15 protein-coding genes are annotated in these 16,546 nt (G+C 53.0%); 9 read left to right on the forward strand and 6 right to left on the reverse strand.

Translation table 11 applies throughout. The features are described from left to right. Window positions 1-59 precede the first annotated feature (59 nt). The 4 genes from C12CBH8_RS00970 to serC form a co-directional block, all read right to left on the reverse strand. Window positions 60-794 (reverse strand): peptidylprolyl isomerase, encoded by a 735-nt coding sequence (locus C12CBH8_RS00970; protein ID WP_215533377.1) that lies wholly within the window; start codon window positions 792-794, stop codon window positions 60-62. A gap of 79 nt (window positions 795-873) precedes the next feature. Next, on the reverse strand, window positions 874-1,470 hold the full coding sequence (locus C12CBH8_RS00975) for a peptidylprolyl isomerase (RefSeq protein ID WP_090264082.1): 597 nt from the start codon (window positions 1,468-1,470) through the stop codon (window positions 874-876). 214 nt (window positions 1,471-1,684) lie between these two features. Next, entirely contained in the window at window positions 1,685-2,848 is a 1,164-nt protein-coding gene (locus C12CBH8_RS00980) for a 3-phosphoglycerate dehydrogenase family protein (RefSeq protein WP_090264084.1), read from the reverse strand. 49 nt (window positions 2,849-2,897) lie between these two features. Further along, entirely contained in the window at window positions 2,898-3,980 is a 1,083-nt protein-coding gene (gene serC, locus C12CBH8_RS00985) for a 3-phosphoserine/phosphohydroxythreonine transaminase (protein ID WP_099323082.1), read from the reverse strand. A gap of 276 nt (window positions 3,981-4,256) precedes the next feature. Between serC and C12CBH8_RS00990 the strand changes: the two genes are divergently transcribed. From C12CBH8_RS00990 to C12CBH8_RS01030, 9 genes are all read left to right on the forward strand, one after another. Then, on the forward strand, window positions 4,257-5,378 hold the full coding sequence (locus C12CBH8_RS00990; protein WP_090264089.1) for a glycosyltransferase family 2 protein: 1,122 nt from the start codon (window positions 4,257-4,259) through the stop codon (window positions 5,376-5,378). A gap of 206 nt (window positions 5,379-5,584) precedes the next feature. Continuing rightward, entirely contained in the window at window positions 5,585-6,565 is a 981-nt protein-coding gene (locus C12CBH8_RS00995; RefSeq protein WP_090264091.1) for a DUF5050 domain-containing protein, read from the forward strand. A gap of 214 nt (window positions 6,566-6,779) precedes the next feature. Next, the gene (gene metA, locus C12CBH8_RS01000; RefSeq protein ID WP_090264093.1) at window positions 6,780-7,730 is read left to right on the forward strand and encodes a homoserine O-acetyltransferase MetA; all 951 of its coding nucleotides are present in this window, start codon (window positions 6,780-6,782) and stop codon (window positions 7,728-7,730) included. A 100-nt stretch (window positions 7,731-7,830) separates the two neighbouring features. Further along, window positions 7,831-8,073, forward strand: coding sequence for a helix-turn-helix domain-containing protein (locus C12CBH8_RS01005; RefSeq protein WP_090264139.1), 243 nt, complete (start codon window positions 7,831-7,833; stop codon window positions 8,071-8,073). Window positions 8,074-8,766: 693 nt separating this feature from the next. Next, a complete protein-coding gene (locus C12CBH8_RS01010; RefSeq protein WP_246441621.1) occupies window positions 8,767-11,388 on the forward strand; it encodes a valine--tRNA ligase in 2,622 nt (873 codons plus the stop codon). Between the two features lie 90 nt (window positions 11,389-11,478). After that, on the forward strand, window positions 11,479-12,771 hold the full coding sequence (locus C12CBH8_RS01015; protein ID WP_215533378.1) for a bifunctional folylpolyglutamate synthase/dihydrofolate synthase: 1,293 nt from the start codon (window positions 11,479-11,481) through the stop codon (window positions 12,769-12,771). A 325-nt stretch (window positions 12,772-13,096) separates the two neighbouring features. Next, on the forward strand, window positions 13,097-13,420 hold the full coding sequence (locus C12CBH8_RS01020) for an STAS domain-containing protein (RefSeq protein WP_090264101.1): 324 nt from the start codon (window positions 13,097-13,099) through the stop codon (window positions 13,418-13,420). Beyond that, window positions 13,417-13,854 (forward strand): anti-sigma F factor, encoded by a 438-nt coding sequence (spoIIAB, locus tag C12CBH8_RS01025; protein WP_090264103.1) that lies wholly within the window; start codon window positions 13,417-13,419, stop codon window positions 13,852-13,854. Before C12CBH8_RS01020 ends, spoIIAB begins: the two co-directional genes overlap by 4 nt. Further along, window positions 13,854-14,531 (forward strand): sigma-70 family RNA polymerase sigma factor, encoded by a 678-nt coding sequence (locus C12CBH8_RS01030; protein ID WP_099323088.1) that lies wholly within the window; start codon window positions 13,854-13,856, stop codon window positions 14,529-14,531. Before spoIIAB ends, C12CBH8_RS01030 begins: the two co-directional genes overlap by 1 nt. 214 nt (window positions 14,532-14,745) lie before the next feature. On the opposite strand, the gene C12CBH8_RS01035 is transcribed toward C12CBH8_RS01030, so the two are convergent. Both C12CBH8_RS01035 and C12CBH8_RS01040 read right to left on the reverse strand, forming a co-directional pair. Then, entirely contained in the window at window positions 14,746-14,883 is a 138-nt protein-coding gene (locus C12CBH8_RS01035; protein WP_178097129.1) for a hypothetical protein, read from the reverse strand. Window positions 14,884-14,931: 48 nt separating this feature from the next. Beyond that, window positions 14,932-16,248 carry an MATE family efflux transporter gene (locus C12CBH8_RS01040; protein ID WP_215533379.1) on the reverse strand — a complete coding sequence of 439 codons (1,317 nt, stop codon included), beginning with the start codon at window positions 16,246-16,248 and terminating at the stop codon, window positions 14,932-14,934. Window positions 16,249-16,546 lie beyond the last annotated feature (298 nt).

Below are 16,546 nucleotides of genomic sequence, written 5' to 3' on the forward strand. Positions count from 1 at the left end.
AACACCTTCTGGAATATTCCAGAAGGTGTTTTTTTGCAGCTCCACTTTATAGCTTGGATTTAGCCTTCGTACTCCATAATTTCAATGGAGTTGATGAGCACATCTTCCACCGGAGTGGAGGGCTGACTTCCATCGGTGGTAGGGGTTTTCTCCACAGCGGCGATGGCGTCAACTACATCCATGCCCTCGAATACCTGGCCAAAGACGGTATGGCCCGAACCGTCGGGAGTATAGACGCCGTCCAGCCACGGGGTACCGCCCACTTCAGCGTAGGTTTCCTTGACCTTTTCATCCATCTCGTCGAACTTATAGCCGTACTGGCTGTAAGTCGAATAGAGGGCGTCGTCCACAGGGCCGGCCTGGACGATGAAGAACTGGCTGCCGTTGGTATCGGGGCCGGCATTTGCCATCGACAGAGCACCGCGGTAATTGTGGAGATTCTCGTCGAATTCATCCTCAAAGGGGGTGCCCCAGATGCTTTCGCCGCCGGCGCCGGTGCCCTCAGGATCGCCGCCTTGAATCATGAAGTCCTCAATGACGCGATGGAATTTAAGGCCGTCGTAATATCCATCTTTGGCGTGAGTGGTGAAGTTCTCCACCGCTTTAGGAGCTTGGTCGGGGAAGAGGCGGATGCTGATATCGCCTAAGGTGGTGTGCATGACAGCGATGGTCTCACCCTTTTTGGGAGCGTCCAGCTGAGAAGCGGGACCAAAAGAACCGCCGCAAGCCGTCAGGCTCAATACTAAAGCGGCACAGCAGCTCAAAAGAAGAATGCGTCGAATAAACTTGTGCATGGGAAACGTCCTTTCTCTGATGTTTTTCCAGTTACCCCGCATCAACACAGACGGGGTATGATTTAATGATGCAGAAGCCTTACTCGATGACGTCGATGGACTGAATCACCACATCCTCAAGCGGCTTATCCTGAGCGTTGGTGGCCACAGCGGCGATGGCATCTACCACATCCATGCCATCCGTCACCTGGCCGAACACCGAATGACGGAAATCCAGATGAGGGGTACCGCCCACAGCCTTATAGTTCTCCACGGCATGGGTAGGGAATCCACGATCGGAAAGCTGTTCCATTTGTTCAATGAGACGCTCATCCACCTCGGGAGCCTGGACGATGAAGAACTGGCTGCCGTTGGTATTGGGGCCGGCGTTGGCCATAGACAAAGCGCCGCGCAGATTATGCAGATCAGGGTCAAATTCATCCTGGAAGGAGGAGCCCCAGATGCTCTCGCCGCCCATACCGGTTCCGGTGGGATCGCCGCCCTGGATCATGAAGCCGTCGATGACCCGATGAAAGATCAGGCCGTCATAGTACCCGTTTTTCGCATGGGTGATGAAATTTTCCACCGTTTTGGGAGCCTTATCGGCAAACAGGCGGATTTTGATATCGCCCAGACTGGTGTGCATGACGGCCGAGAGTTCGCCCGCCTGAGGTGCGTCAAGCTGATTGAAGGACATGAACAGATCTCCTTTCGTTACCTGAAAAAATAAGGCTTGAACAATGGATGCTTCATTTCAACAGCGTAAAAGAGCAGCACCCACTACGAATCTTATTCTCTTATTGTAACTGTCGTCCCCTAAAATGGCAAGGGGAAAATGACGGTACCATCCATCAAAAGAAAATCCGGCGCGCCACCAATAGCCGCGCCGGATGATTTCTCGAAACAGTGCCTTACAGGGTCCAGATGCGGACAATAAAGTCCTTATCGTCGATCTTTTTGAGCACATCGGCCGTCACGTCGCCGGTGACGTCCAGAATGGCATAAGCGTAATCTTTCTTGGAATGGCTCTGCATGTTTTCAATGTTGAGGCCAATGGAGGAAACAGATTCCGTGATGTGGCTCAACACGTTTGGCAGATTGCGATGGATGATGCAGATACGGGTGCAGCCGGCGGAACGTGCCATCTCCACGCGGGGGAAGTTGACTGAGTTGATGATATTGCCGTTTTCCAGGAAGTCCTTGACCTGGAGGGCGGCCATGCAGGCGCAGTTCTCTTCCGACTCAGGGGTGGAGGCGCCCAGATGAGGCAGCGGGATAACACCCTTCACATCCAACAAAGCGTCGGACGGGAAGTCTGTGACATAAGCCGCTACTTTGCCGCTTTCCAGGCCGGCGATGAGATCAGCTTCGTTGACCAGGCCGCCGCGGGCAAAGTTGAGGATGCGTACGCCTTCCTTCATGGAGGCGATGGCTTCGGCGTTGATCATGCCCTTGGTATCGGGTGTCTGGGGGACATGGATGGTGATATAATCGCACTCGCGATAGATTTCTTCCAGAGATTTGGCATGGGTAATGCGGCTGGAGAGCCCCCAGGCGGCGTCTACCGACAGGTAGGGATCGTAACCGAACACCTCCATGTCCAATGCGGCGGCGGCATTTGCCACCCGCACGCCGATGGCGCCCAAGCCGATGACGCCCAATTTTTTACCGGCGATTTCCGGGCCGACAAAAGAGCTCTTGCCCTTTTCCACCATCTTGCCCACCTGATCGCCGTTGCCCTTGAGGGATTTGGCCCACTCGATGCCGTCCACAACCTTGCGGGAGCACAACAGCATACCGGCGATCACCAATTCCTTGACGGCGTTTGCATTGGCGCCGGGGGTATTGAATACCACGATACCGGCCTCAGCGCACTGATCTACCGGGATATTGTTGGTGCCGGCGCCGGCGCGGGCGATGGCCTTCAGGGATGCAGGCATTTCCATCTCATGCATGGAAGCCGAACGCACTAAAATGGCGTCGGGATTTTCCATGGTGTCGGATACTTCATAGTTCTCATCCAGGTTGGCTAAGCCCTTGGGCGAGATCTTATTTAACGTTTGAATACGATACATAGTGTAACTCCGCCTTTTCAATAAATTGAATGTTAAAATAACACGGGAATTAGGCGTTGGCCTCGAAATCCTTCATGAAGGCGACCAACTTCTCCACACCTTCCATGGGCATGGCATTGTAGATGGAGGCACGCATACCGCCTACCGAACGGTGGCCCTTCAGGTTGACGAAACCAGCGGCTTCGGCAGCCTTGACGAATTTAGCGTCCATATCGGCGTCGCCGGTGACAAAGGGAGCGTTCATGAGGGAACGGTCTTCCTTCACAACCGTGCCGCGGAACAGCTTGGAGTTATCCAAGAAATCGTAAAGCACAGCGGCTTTTGCTTCATTGCGAGCCTTCATAGCGTCCAGACCGCCGATTTCATCCTTGATCCACTGGAGCACCAGGCCGAAAATATAGATGGCGTAGCAGGGCGGGGTGTTAAACATGGAGCCGTTGTCGGCATGGGTCTGGTAATTGAACATGGTGGGGGTGATGTCACGTGCTTTGCCGATGAGGTCTTCACGGATAATAACGATGGTCAGGCCGGCAGGACCGCAGTTTTTCTGAGCGCCGGCGTAGATCACGCCGAATTTAGACACATCCACCGGTTCCGACAGGATGCAGGAGGAGAAGTCGGCTACCAGCGGCACGTCGCCGGTTTCCGGCAGCTGATGGAACTTGGTGCCGTAGATGGTGTTGTTCATGCAGATGTGGAAGTAGTCGGCATCCTTGGTGAAGGTGGACGGATCCAGCTTGGGGATGTAGGAGAAGGTCTTGTCGGCCGAGGACGCCACAGCCTTGGCTTCGCCGTAACGGCTGCCTTCGGCAAACGCTTTTTTAGCCCACTGGCCGGTGATGACATAATCGGCTTTGCCGGAACCGTTCATCAGGTTGAGGGGCACCATAGCGAACTGGGAGGAGGCGCCGCCCTGCAAAAACAGGACCTTGTAGTTGTCCGGAATGCCCATAATCTGGCGCAGATCGGCCTCGGCAGCCTCGATGATCGAGCCGTAGATCTTAGAGCGATGGGACATTTCCATAACCGACTGACCACAGCCGTGGTAATCCAACATTTCATCTGCGGCGCGTTTCAGCACCGATTCGGGCAGCATAGAAGGGCCGGCCGAAAAATTATAAACTCTGCTCATAAATGCAATACCTCCATTTGATTTGCCACATGGGCGAAACGGATTGTAAGATACCTTCTATTTTAGTATTTTTGGATGTTGAAGTCAATCGGGTTTTGACTATTTTTTCACAAATAGTCCAACAATTCGCCATAATTTTTCGGCTTCTCTGCCAGATGATAACCACATTTCCCTGGGAAAATGGAAACATACAGTATTTCTTGCAAATAAAATAGTATCCTATTATAATATGTCTATTCGAATTGGAAGTTTCTCACCACTTTGAGAGGTGATTCAATGAAACAAAAAAAATCTGTAGCGACCATTATCATCCCTTGCTACAATTGTGAAAAATATCTGGGACGGTGCCTGGATTCCGTAATCCTGCAGGAGGGCGCGGAAGACGGACGGGTAGAAATCGTGGTAGTGGACGATGGTTCTACCGACCGTTCCCTGGAGGTCGCTCGGGCATATGCACAACACGTTGCCTTTTTGCGCATCATAGAGCAGCCCAATAAAGGGGCGGCCGCCGCGCGCAACGCCGGTATGGATGCTGCCAGCGGGCAGTACGTCCTGTTTCTAGACGCCGACGACTGGCTGGAAAAGGATGCGGCATCCCTGCTCCTGCAGGCGGCGGAGGATACAGGCGCCCAGGTGATTCATTATCTATTGCAGCATGAGCGGCTGGGGCAAACTACCGTGGCTGAAAATGGAATCCAGAGCAAGACGCTGATGGACAAAGAAATGATCCGTACACAGGCGATCCCCATGATACTTGAGTGCGGAAGGATCAACAGCAGTTGTCTGAATTTTTATAACGTATCCTTTTTACGTGAAAAGGGAATCCGGTTTGAGGAGGGGCGTCTCATAGCCGAAGACGCCCGATTTGTATGGCAGGTATTGAATCAAGCGGAGAGCATGTATTTTATCAGCCGCCCGCTCTACCATTATTTTTATCATACGTCCAGCACGGTGCACAATATTACGCCAAAGCACATCCAAGACGCTTTAGGATTTCAAAAATATCTTCAGGGAATTTTACCTCAAATTGGTCTTGACACCCCGCAAAACAGGAAACTATGCCGGCGGGGATTGATTATCGTAGCGATGGATTTAGTTCCGAAAGTGAACGATAAAAAATTAATGTTGGAATTACTGGGGGATCGAAGTCTCTGGGAAGCCTGGAGTGAAGATGGGTACCGTCCCAACGGAGCGCTTGCCTGTTTTGTGGCGCAAAATGCATGCGAAGGAAAAATAAAAGAGGCCTATTGGGCGATGAAAGCATATGCGTGGCAAAGGCGTTGGCTGAGAGTGTGGGGAAAAGACATCTTTTTGAGGGTTAAGAATACGGTGCTCTATCATTTTGACGATGTAAAACGTTCCCTGCAAAAATGGAATACGCAGAGATCATCCAATTAATCAGAGGGAAATTTGTACATTTAGGCTTGTATTTGGCAGGTACTGTTCGTCAAATTTACGCTTTATTCACAATTAAGTCACTGTTTTGACTTGAGAACCTGGTTTTGAAATGTTATAATACACAAAGACAACAAGGTGGGGTCGGTAGAAATGAAAATCCAGCAGCGACCGTGGTCTGCTCGATTTGATTTAAGGAGGACTATAAAATGAAAAAAGCCATTACTCTATTGTGCCTTCTGGCACTTTTGACTACATCGTTGGCTGCTTGCGGGAAAAAGGACGGGGGAGATGCTTCCGGCGGCGCCCAGAGCGGCACAAGCGTTTCCGATTCGGCCTCTGGTTCTGATTCCGCTTCCGGCACGGATGGAACTACAGGAGGGGATGCTTCAGGGGAAGGCAGCGGGGATGCATCCGGATCTCAGCAGGGCGGTACCCCTGGCGACAGCACCAATGCCAATTTGACAGACGATACGACCAGCCATGTCACCGAGGCAGAAAAAGCGCCGTCGGTCAACCTGAAGGCTGAAAGTATGGACTTGGATATCGAAGCCATCTGTAGTGCAGCTGATTCGGAGTATATCTATTATATCTCCCGTGACGATCAGCATATCTACCGCGTCAAGCACGACGGATCGGACAAGAAAGAGATCGTAACCGATGAGTGTAGCTGGGTGGGCGTCAATAAAGACGGCAACATTGAGTACTGCACCAATTACGACGCCAAAGCCGGTGCTGACAGCACCTACTTCACTGTGGACAAGAACGGCGAGAATAAGGTGGATAATCAGGAAGTCGTGCTGGATATCTTCCCCATCCCGGACGTCAAAGGCAACGATGGACGGATCTATTATCTGCTGACCACCAATGACGTAATGACCGCAGAGAAGTCTTTGAACCCTGGTATCTATTCCTGCGCAGAGGGCGAGGACAAGATCAACGACGGCAAGATGGTTGTAGAGGGCATTGTGGATTCCTTCTGCGTGATTGACGACTATGTAGTGACTTCCATCACCACAAAGGACGGATCCCATCTCTACCGCACCAATCTGGACGGCAGCAACACCGTCAAGCTGATGGACGACCGTGCTATGTATCTGTCCAGCTCGGGCGAACGGGTGTACTTCATCAATTCGACCGACAGCAAGATTTATAGCCTGTCCATCGACGAGATCAAGGCTGCTAAATAAACTGGCCTGCTCTATGCCCTAATAGGATGGCAAAGCCCGATTCTCCTTTGAGGAGGATCGGGCTTTTTTGACGATAAAAACGACCGTGGGGAAAGATGGTTGTGCTTGAGAGGGGTTTGTGGTATATTTATGGATAACGCTTCTGGATTGATGTAAAATCTTTGGAGTGATATACCATCAAGTGGTGAAGGCGCTTGTTGAGGAGGTCTTGTCTGTGCCCATTAAAATCGCGGGAAGTCTGCCTGCACGAAAAGTACTAAAATCGGAAAATATCTTTGTGATGGACCAGGAGCGCGCAACAAAACAGGATATCCGTCCTCTGCGCATTTTGATTCTCAACCTGATGCCGGACAAAATCAAAACCGAGACCCAGCTTTTAAGGCTTTTAAGCAACAGTCCCCTCCAGGTGGAGGTGGATCTGCTCCAGGCTGCCACACATGTGTCCAAGAATACGCCGGCTCAGCATCTGCTGGATTTTTATAAAACCTACGATGAAGTCAAAGATCTTCGTTACGACGGCATGATCATCACCGGAGCCCCGGTGGAGCATTTGCCTTATGAAGAGGTCAATTACTGGGAGGAACTGTGTACCATCATGGAATGGTCGAAAAAACACGTTTTTTCCACGCTCCACATCTGCTGGGGCGCTCAGGCGGGACTTTATTATCACTATGGCATTCCCAAATACGCCATGGAGAAGAAATTGTCGGGGGTGTTTTATCATCGCCTTTGCGTCCACAACCATCCCCTGACGCGCGGGTTCGACGAGGTCTTTATGGCTCCCCACTCCCGGTATGCCGAGGTGCGCCGTCAGGATGTGGACAAGGTGGAAACGCTTCAGGTACTGGCCGAATCCAATGCCGCCGGGATTTATTTGGTGGCATCCAAGGACGGCCGTCAGATTTTCGTCACCGGCCACTGTGAATACGATCGGGATACCTTGGCCAATGAATATACCCGCGATGTGGCCAAAGGCATCCATCCGGAGATCCCATACAACTATTTTCCGGATAACAATCCCGAGGGCATTCCCGTCATTAATTGGCGCAGCCACGCTCACCTTCTTTTTTCCAACTGGCTCAACTATTACGTCTACCAACGCACCCCCTATGATTTGGAGGGCCACAATTTGGAGGAGGTCCCTCAAGACGAAGAGGACGCTTAAATAGGATAATACGTCCCCCTTCCCTATTCCACATGGAATAAAGGAAGGGGGAGTTTGTCTATCAAGAGGAATCAATTGAACTGAAGTGGCGGTGACAGGATTGAGAACAGGGAGCCTAAAGTACGAAAGGATCCGGGATCTGCGAATCGATCAGGGGCTCACTCAAACACAGATTGCAGAGGTGCTCCATATCAAACAGAACACCTATTCCCAATATGAAATAGGAATACTGAATTATCCGTTGGACGTCGTCATCCAGCTGGCCATATTTTACAATACCAGTGTGGACTATTTGGTAGGGCTTACGGATGATCCAACTCCATACAAACGGCGGAAAAGATAAAAGCCTCCCCTCTGAGCCTTTTTTGGATCAGGGGGGAGGCTTTCTTGAAAAAGGGGGCCGACGGACAATCTCTTATGCACCCCTCCGTGTAAAAGAGATTGTCCATCGGCCAGTCGTCACCGGATTGCCGCACCGGTCGGGCGGGCAAAGCCCGCAGCCATGTCGCGCCTCAAGGCAGGGATAGTCCGGGCAACAAGGCCCGCGAGGACGCGACAATTGGAAAAAAGGTTGACTTGACGGGCAAAGCCCGCAGCCATGTCGCGCCTCAAGGCAGGGATAGTCCGGGCTGCAAGGCCCGCGAGGACGCGACAATTGGAAAAAAGGTTGACTTGACGGGCAAAGCCCGCAGCCATGTCGCGCCTCAAGGCAGGGATAGTCCGGGCAACAAGGCCCGCGAGGACGTGACAATTGGAAAAAAGATGACTTGATGGGCAAAACCCACAGCCATGTCGCAGCAGACAGCGCCTGCTTCCACAATCACGCGCCAAGGCGGGAAGGGCCCTCAGGAACAGTTCCCGCGAAGACAATAGTAGTCTTTGAGAAAAAGTCCTTTTTTCATGGCTTAATTTCATTTTACACTGTTTTTTCCAGTTTGTCTACCGGCCGGCGGCTGGACTGGTGATTGATTTTGTATAGGGAGCATGGTATACTTTTAACAATTGTATTTTCGATATAAAACGAGGGGGAATCCGTTTGAAACAGCTTCCAAAAACCTACGAGCCCCGGGAGGTAGAGGACCGTACCTACGACCGGTGGATCAAGGGAAATTATTTTCACGCAACCATAGATCCCGAGAAAAAACCGTATACCATTGTTATTCCGCCCCCCAACATCACCGGACAGCTTCATATGGGACATGCCTTGGATGAGACCATCCAGGATATCCTGATCCGCTGGCGCCGGATGCAGGGATATTCGGCCCTGTGGCTGCCCGGCACCGATCATGCGTCCATCGCCACCGAGGCCAAGATCGTGGCCAAGATGGCCGAGGAAGGCGTCACCAAAGAGGACATCGGCCGTGACGGCTTTTTAGAGCGGGCTTGGGATTGGAAAAAGACCTACGGCGGCCGCATCGTAGAGCAGCTCAAGAAATTGGGTTCCTCCTGCGACTGGGAGCGGGAACGCTTCACGCTGGATGAGGGATGTTCCAAGGCAGTCAACGAGGTGTTTAACCGTCTCTATGAGAAGGGCCTCATCTACCGGGGCGAACGCATCATCAACTGGTGCCCCCACTGTTGTACGTCCATCTCCGACGCCGAAGTGGAGTACTCCGAAAAGGACGGCAGCTTCTGGCACCTGCGGTATCCGTTGAGCGACGGCAGCGGCTATGTGGAATTGGCCACCACCCGTCCTGAGACCATGCTGGGCGATACGGCTGTGGCCGTCCATCCCGACGACCCACGCTATCAGGGTCTCATCGGGAAGACGGTCATCCTGCCACTGGTGGGCCGTGAGATTCCCATCGTGGCCGACACTTACGTCGAGCAGGATTTCGGCACCGGCGTGGTCAAGATTACGCCTGCCCACGACCCCAACGACTTTGAGGTGGGCTTAAGACATAACCTGCCGGTCATCAACGTCATGGATGAAACCGGCGTCATCAACGAGCAGGGCGGTCAGTACGCCGGTATGGACCGGTACGAAGCCCGCAAGCTCATCGTCAAGCATTTGGAGGAGCAGGGGTTCCTGGTCAAGGTGGAGCCTATGAAGCACAACGTGGGCGAATGCTACCGCTGCCATACCGTCATTGAACCCAGGGTATCGCTCCAGTGGTTTGTCAAGATGGAGCCTTTGGCCAAACCGGCCATTGAAGCGGTGCGCTCCGGCAAGACGAAATTTGTGCCCGAGCGGTTCGATAAGATTTTCTACAATTGGATGGAAAACATCAAGGATTGGTGTATCTCCCGCCAGCTGTGGTGGGGACATCGTATCCCGGCCTGGTACTGCCAGGACTGCGGGGAGACCGTCGTCTCCCGCCAGACGCCTCATACCTGTCCCAAATGCGGGTCGGAGCATCTCGATCAGGATCCCGATACTCTGGATACCTGGTTCTCCTCGGCCCTGTGGCCGTTTTCCACTTTGGGTTGGCCGGATCAAACCCCGGAACTCAAATATTTCTATCCCACCGATACCCTGGTCACCGGTTACGATATCATTTTCTTCTGGGTGGCCCGGATGATCTTCTCCGGCGTGGAGCAGATGGGGGAAACACCGTTTAGCACCGTCTTTATCCACGGCCTGGTGCGGGATGCTCAGGGACGTAAAATGTCCAAATCGTTGGGCAACGGCATTGATCCGTTGGAGATCGTGGAGCAGTACGGCGCCGACGCCCTGCGCTTTACCTTGGTCACCGGAAACAGTCCCGGCAACGACATGCGTTTCATGCAGGAGAAGGTGGAGGCCTCCCGCAACTTTGCCAATAAGCTGTGGAACGCTTCCCGTTTTATCCTGATGAATCTGGATGAGGACCAGCCGGCCCCGTATCTGCCGGAGGAACTGTCGCTGGAGGAGAAGTGGATTGTCAGCCAGTTTAACCGTCTGACCAAGGAGGTTACAGACAATCTGGAGAAGTTCGAGCTGGGCATTGCGGTGCAGAAGCTGTACGACTTCATCTGGGATGTGCTGTGCGACTGGTACATCGAGCTTGCGAAGCTCCGCCTTCAAAACGGCGGCCAGCAGGCGGAGAATGCCCGTGCTGTCTTGACTTGGGTCATGACCAAGACGTTGGCGCTGCTTCACCCGTTTATGCCGTTTATCACCGAGGAGATTTGGACCACCCTGCCTCATGAGGGCGAGAGCCTGATGATTTCCTCCTGGCCGGCCTACGATCCGGCCCTGGACTTCGCCGCCGAAGAGCAGGAGATGGAACGGGTTATGGCGGTCATCCGGGCGGTGCGCAACCGTCGCGCTGAGATGAACGTCCCCCCCTCCAAGAAGAGCGGCATTTATGTGGAGACTTCTTTTGCCGATACCTTTACCGCCTGTGCCCCCTTTATCGCGAAGCTGGCCGGCGGAAAAGCGGTGATTGTCAATGAAACGTTTGAGGAGGCAAACGCCGTATCGGTTGTGACGCCTGACGCCAAGGTGTTCATCCCCATGGGCGACTTGGTGGACTTTGCCGCTGAGAGAAAACGCCTCCAGAAGGAGCTGGACACTGCCAATAAGAATCTGAGCAGCGTCCAGGCAAAGCTCAATAACGAATCCTTTGTCAGCAAGGCGCCGGCCCATGTGGTGGAGAACCAGCGTCAGGCCGAAGCCAAACTGAAAGAAACCATCGCCATGCTGGAGGAGAGCATTCAGAAGCTTCCCCAGTGACAGCCCCGATAGACGTAATTTTAGTAAGGCCCAGGCGGCACTTGATGTCGCCCGGGCCTTGTTGCTCTGCGAAACGGAAGGATGATCCCATTGACCTATCAGCAATCCCTTGATTACATTCATTCGTTGCTCCGGTTCGGCATGAAACCGGGACTGGAACGCATCGCCCGGCTGTGTCAGCGATTGGGAGATCCACAAAAAAAGCTTTCCTTTGTCCACGTGGCCGGCACCAATGGCAAAGGCTCCACCTGTTCTATGCTTGCCTCCATCCTGAGGAAGGCGGGATATAAAACGGGACTATACACCTCCCCTTTTGTCACCGATTTCTGTGAACGCATGCAGATCGACGGCGTCCCCATCTCCCACGGGGATCTCAGCCGATGGACCGAAAAACTACGTCCCATGATCGAGAAGATTTCATCAGAAGGGGAAGCCGTCACGGAATTTGAAGCCATCACAGCCCTTGCCTTTGCCTGGTTCGAGGAGCAGAATTGCGACATCGTGGTGCTGGAGACCGGACTTGGCGGACGGTTTGACGCCACCAATGTCATCGACTGTCCTCTCTGCTCGGTCATCACCTCCATCGGGCTGGATCACACGCAGATCTTGGGGGATACCCTGGACAAGATCGCCTTTGAAAAGTGCGGCATCCTCAAGCCGGACGGCCGGACGGTTTGTTATCCTGCCCAGTCGGAGGAGGCGCTTTCGATCATAAAGGGGCGTGCTGAAGAGGAACACAACGCCCTGCGCATAGGCACGATGGAGGACCTGACCGTCCATTCCATGACATGGGAGGGCAGCGAGCTCACCTACCGGGGCTTTGACTTTCATCTGCCTCTGCTGGGCGTCCATCAGCATGCAAACGCTGTCACCGTGCTGGAGACGGTGGAGTCCCTGCGGGAGGCGGGACTGTGCATCAGTGACCAGGCTGTCCGTGAGGGAATCCGGGATGTGGTGTGGCCGGCCCGGCTGGAGATCCTTGCCCGGCATCCTTTGACGCTGTTGGACGGCGCCCACAATCCCCAGGCTATGGGGATGCTGGCCGGCACCTTGCAGGCATTGGAACCGGGAAGAAAGTTCCACGTTGTACTGGGCATGCTGGCCGATAAGGACTATCCAGATGCCGTCGCACTCATCGCCCCTTTATGTGCGTCCATGGCCTGCGTTACCCCGGACAATCCCCGGGCACTGCCGTCGGATCGATTGGCCCGGGAGGCGGAACGGCACGGGGTCCCGGCCCATTCTTTTGACCGGGATTATCAGGGAGCCATCGACTTTGCAACACAAAAAGCCGGACAGGAAGGTATGGTTTTGTTGTGCGGCTCTCTCTATTTGGCTGGTTCCCTGCGCCCCTTGGTGCTGGAAAACATAAAAAACGAATAGGATAAAAAAGGAGTATAATACTATTAGTATTATACTCCTTTTTTTGGATTTCCGGAATGGACCTTTCCCGATTCCTAACCGATGATTTTGGCTGGGGATGCCCCTCTCTCTTTCGGAGAAGGATTGTATCTACAAAACTGATAAAATGATATAGTTAATACGATATGTATAATACTATTTGTATTTAACTTTATAAATAAAACAAATAGTTGCAAAAATCGTCCTGTTCCGACAAAATTTTTTTGAATCCCTCGACGTATTTTACTGGATAAATAGGAAAAATTCCCTTATCCTTAAAGCACTAGGAGTCGGGGAGGGACAAGCCATGCCAGTGCGTGTAGACAACCACGAGAAGGTAGTCACCGCTTATTTAGAGGGTGAAATCGATCATCACGGCGCCGCCGGCATCCGGGAACTGATCGATCGGACGGTAGAACAGGCCATGCCGGAACAACTCATTCTGGATTTCCGGGACGTGACCTTTATGGATAGTTCGGGAATTGGATTGGTCATGGGGCGATACCGCATCATGAAGGAGCTGGGTGGATGCATCCAGGTGGTCAACACCTCGCCCCATATCACCCGAGTCATGAAGCTGGCCGGACTGGAGCGGCTGGACGTTCTAAGCAAAGGGGGGAAAACCAAATGAAGCCCATCAACGAAATGAAGCTAGTGATCCCCAGCCGGTCGGCCAACGAGTCGTTTGCCCGGGTGGCGGTAGCCTCCTTTGTGGCCCAGCTGGATCCCACCATCGAGGAGCTGACCGAGATCAAGACGGCGGTATCCGAGGCGGTGACCAACTGCATCGTCCACGCCTATCGGGAACAGATCGGCAGCATCAACATAGCCGTCAAGCTGTACGAGCAGGGCCGGATCCTCATCCGCGTACGGGATACCGGCTGCGGCATCGAGAACATAGAAAAGGCCATGGAGCCCCTGTTCACCACGGCCGGAGAGGAGAGAGCCGGACTGGGATTTGCGGTGATGGAATCCTTTATGGACAAGCTGAAGGTGTTGTCCAAACCGGGCAAAGGCACCACCATCACCATGGAGAAAAAGCTGAAGATCCGGACCCATCGCTGATGAGCGCCGCCGTACAGGATCGCTGGGGCCTGGACGATCTGGTATCGCAGAATTTGGGACTGGTACACTCCTGTGCCCATCGGTTTAAAGGGCGGGGTATCGAGTATGAGGACCTGTTCCAGGCCGGATGCATGGGCCTTGTCAAGGCAGCCAAAGGGTTTGACGAGGGCCGGGGCGTACGGTTTTCCACCTACGCGGTGCCGGTCATCCTGGGCGAGATGAAGCGTCTGTTCCGGGACGGGGGTACCGTCAAGGTGGGACGCACCTTAAAGGAGCTGTCCATCAAGGCGGTGCGCGCCAGGGAACATCTTTCCAACGCTTTGGGAAGAGATCCCACCGTGGGAGAATTGGCAAAAGAGCTGGGAGTGGAACCCGAAGAAGCTGCCGAAGCAATCAGCGCGTCTCTGCCGCCGGTGTCCCTGACGGCCGGGGAAGAGGAAGGCGGCGGACAAATCGATATCCCAGTGGAGGCGCCGGAGGATAAATTAAGCGATCTGATTGCGTTAAAGGAGGTGGTATCGGAGCTGCCGCCCAAAGACCGCAAGCTCATTGTGCTGCGCTATTTCGGCGGCAAGACCCAGACCGAGACAGCCGATGTCCTGGGCATGACCCAGGTGCAGGTGTCCCGACGGGAGAAGGTGATCTTAAGGGAGCTGAGAAAGCAGCTGACCGGATGATGGCACGTACAAAGTCACGAATTCAAAAAGGAAAAATCCCCGTTGTCCATCCAGTGACAGCGGGGATTTTTTATTGGTTGCCGTGCCGGATGCCGTCATACCGAAGAAGGACATCCGATGCATGCGCGAGGAACAAAGAAAATACAGCATACTTAGCTGAGGTCAGGCGTTATGGCATCACGGACCTATTGAGAAAATCCGAAAAGGATGAGGTTTACTGATAATCGTTCTGATTCTGGCGGTTTTCGAAGTTCTGATGGTTCTTCTGCTGAGGATTGTTCTGCTGGCGGTTCTGAGGATTCTGCTGTTTGTTCTGAGCCTGCTGATTCTGTTTGTTGTTTTTCTTAGCCATTTTCATTTCCCCCCTTTTCATCCATAGTATTTTCGAAACCGTAAAGCTTTATTCGCACGCCTTTTTGCCAATTGCAGGCCGGATGAGCAAAATGGAGAGCAATACGGTAATCAGTTCCGCCGAGGGGAAAGCCAGCCAAATGCCGTGGATTCCCCACAAGCTGGAGAGCGTCACAGCCAGGATCAGGATAGCCACCGCGCCCCGGACGATGGAAATGGCAAAGGACGGCCTGGGACGTTCGGTGGCCGCCAGGTAAGCGGATGAGACAATGCTGACGCCCACAAATAAAAATCCGATGAAATAGACGCGAAGCCCTTCAAAGGCCAGATCTGCCAAGACGGGATCGTTTTCGCTGTTGAAGATGGACACCAAAGGCTCGGTGAAGAAAAACACCGCCAGATAGAGCAGAACGCCCAGGAAAAGTGAGACAAGAATGGAATACCTTAAAATGGTATGGGACTCTTGGGATTTCCCTCGGCCATACAGACGGCTGACGAGAGGCTGGACTCCTTGAGCGATCCCCGTAAAAATGGCCAGGGCCACCAAAGCCAAATTGGCTACGATGCCGTAAGCCGCCACACCGGTGTTGCCCGCCGCCTGTAGGATCAGGAGGTTGAAGACGATGAGCACGATGCCGGAGGAAATCTCATTGATAAAGGCGGAGCTTCCCAGCCCCAAAAGGGATACTGCATTGAAAAAGGAAAAATTTATTTTTTGAAAGTGAAAGTGGTTCTTTTTGGCAATGCGATGCCGCGAGAGAGTGAGCATACTGATGATGGGGGCAAGCCCTGTGGCGAAGGCCGCGCCAAAGATCCCCATATTCAGAGGGAACATAAAAAGGTAGTCCAAAACAATATTGGAGAGGCTGCCGACGATCATGCCCGTCATGGCCAATCGAGGGGCGTGATCGTTTCGGACAAAGGCCAGAAAAATTTGATTTAAAAGAAAACAAGGCGCAAAACAAAGGATGGTCTTGAGATACGTTGCCGTCATCTCCAATATGGTTCCCCGTGCACCCAGGAGCCATGCAATGGAAGAGGAGGCGGTAATCCCGATCAAGACAAAAGCAGTCCCAAACGCAAGGCCCAGCAGGACGGTGGTGGTAAAGATGCGGTTTGCTTGGGACGGATGATCCTGGGACTGGAAGATGCTGTATTTGGTGGCGCCGCCGATGCCCAGCATCAGTCCGGTGGCGTGGATGACGCTGTAAATGGAGATGGCGATGTTGAGGGCGGCCAGACCGCTGGTACCCAGGCGGGCGGAGGTAAAATAGGTATCGGCCAGGATGTAGCAGGACAATCCCAGCATGCCCAGGACATTGAGCGATACATACTTGGAAAAATCTTTGAGCAAACTTGTTTTCATCAAATCCCTCCTCAAAAGAAAAAGCGCCCGTCCACACTCCTTCTACGACCTACTGGAATGTGTCAAGGCGCTTACAAGCCTACCCGGTGGCAGGCGGCAAGACGTATTTTTTGTTATTATAGCAGAGGAGTATTTTGTACGTCAAGGGATGAAGGAAGGAAAACGGACGGAGGACACAGCGTATGGATGCTGTTTTTGAAAAAATATTTTTGTGAAAAGCTGCTATTTCTATAGGTGCAGGTTTTGACAAGCAAAGCATTACCCTGTCCTGACAGAGGAAAAAATAGAGCTTATTGCG

This window comes from Solibaculum mannosilyticum, from assembly GCF_015140235.1.
In the GTDB taxonomy this organism is placed as follows: Bacteria; Bacillota; Clostridia; order Oscillospirales; family Acutalibacteraceae; genus Solibaculum; species Solibaculum mannosilyticum.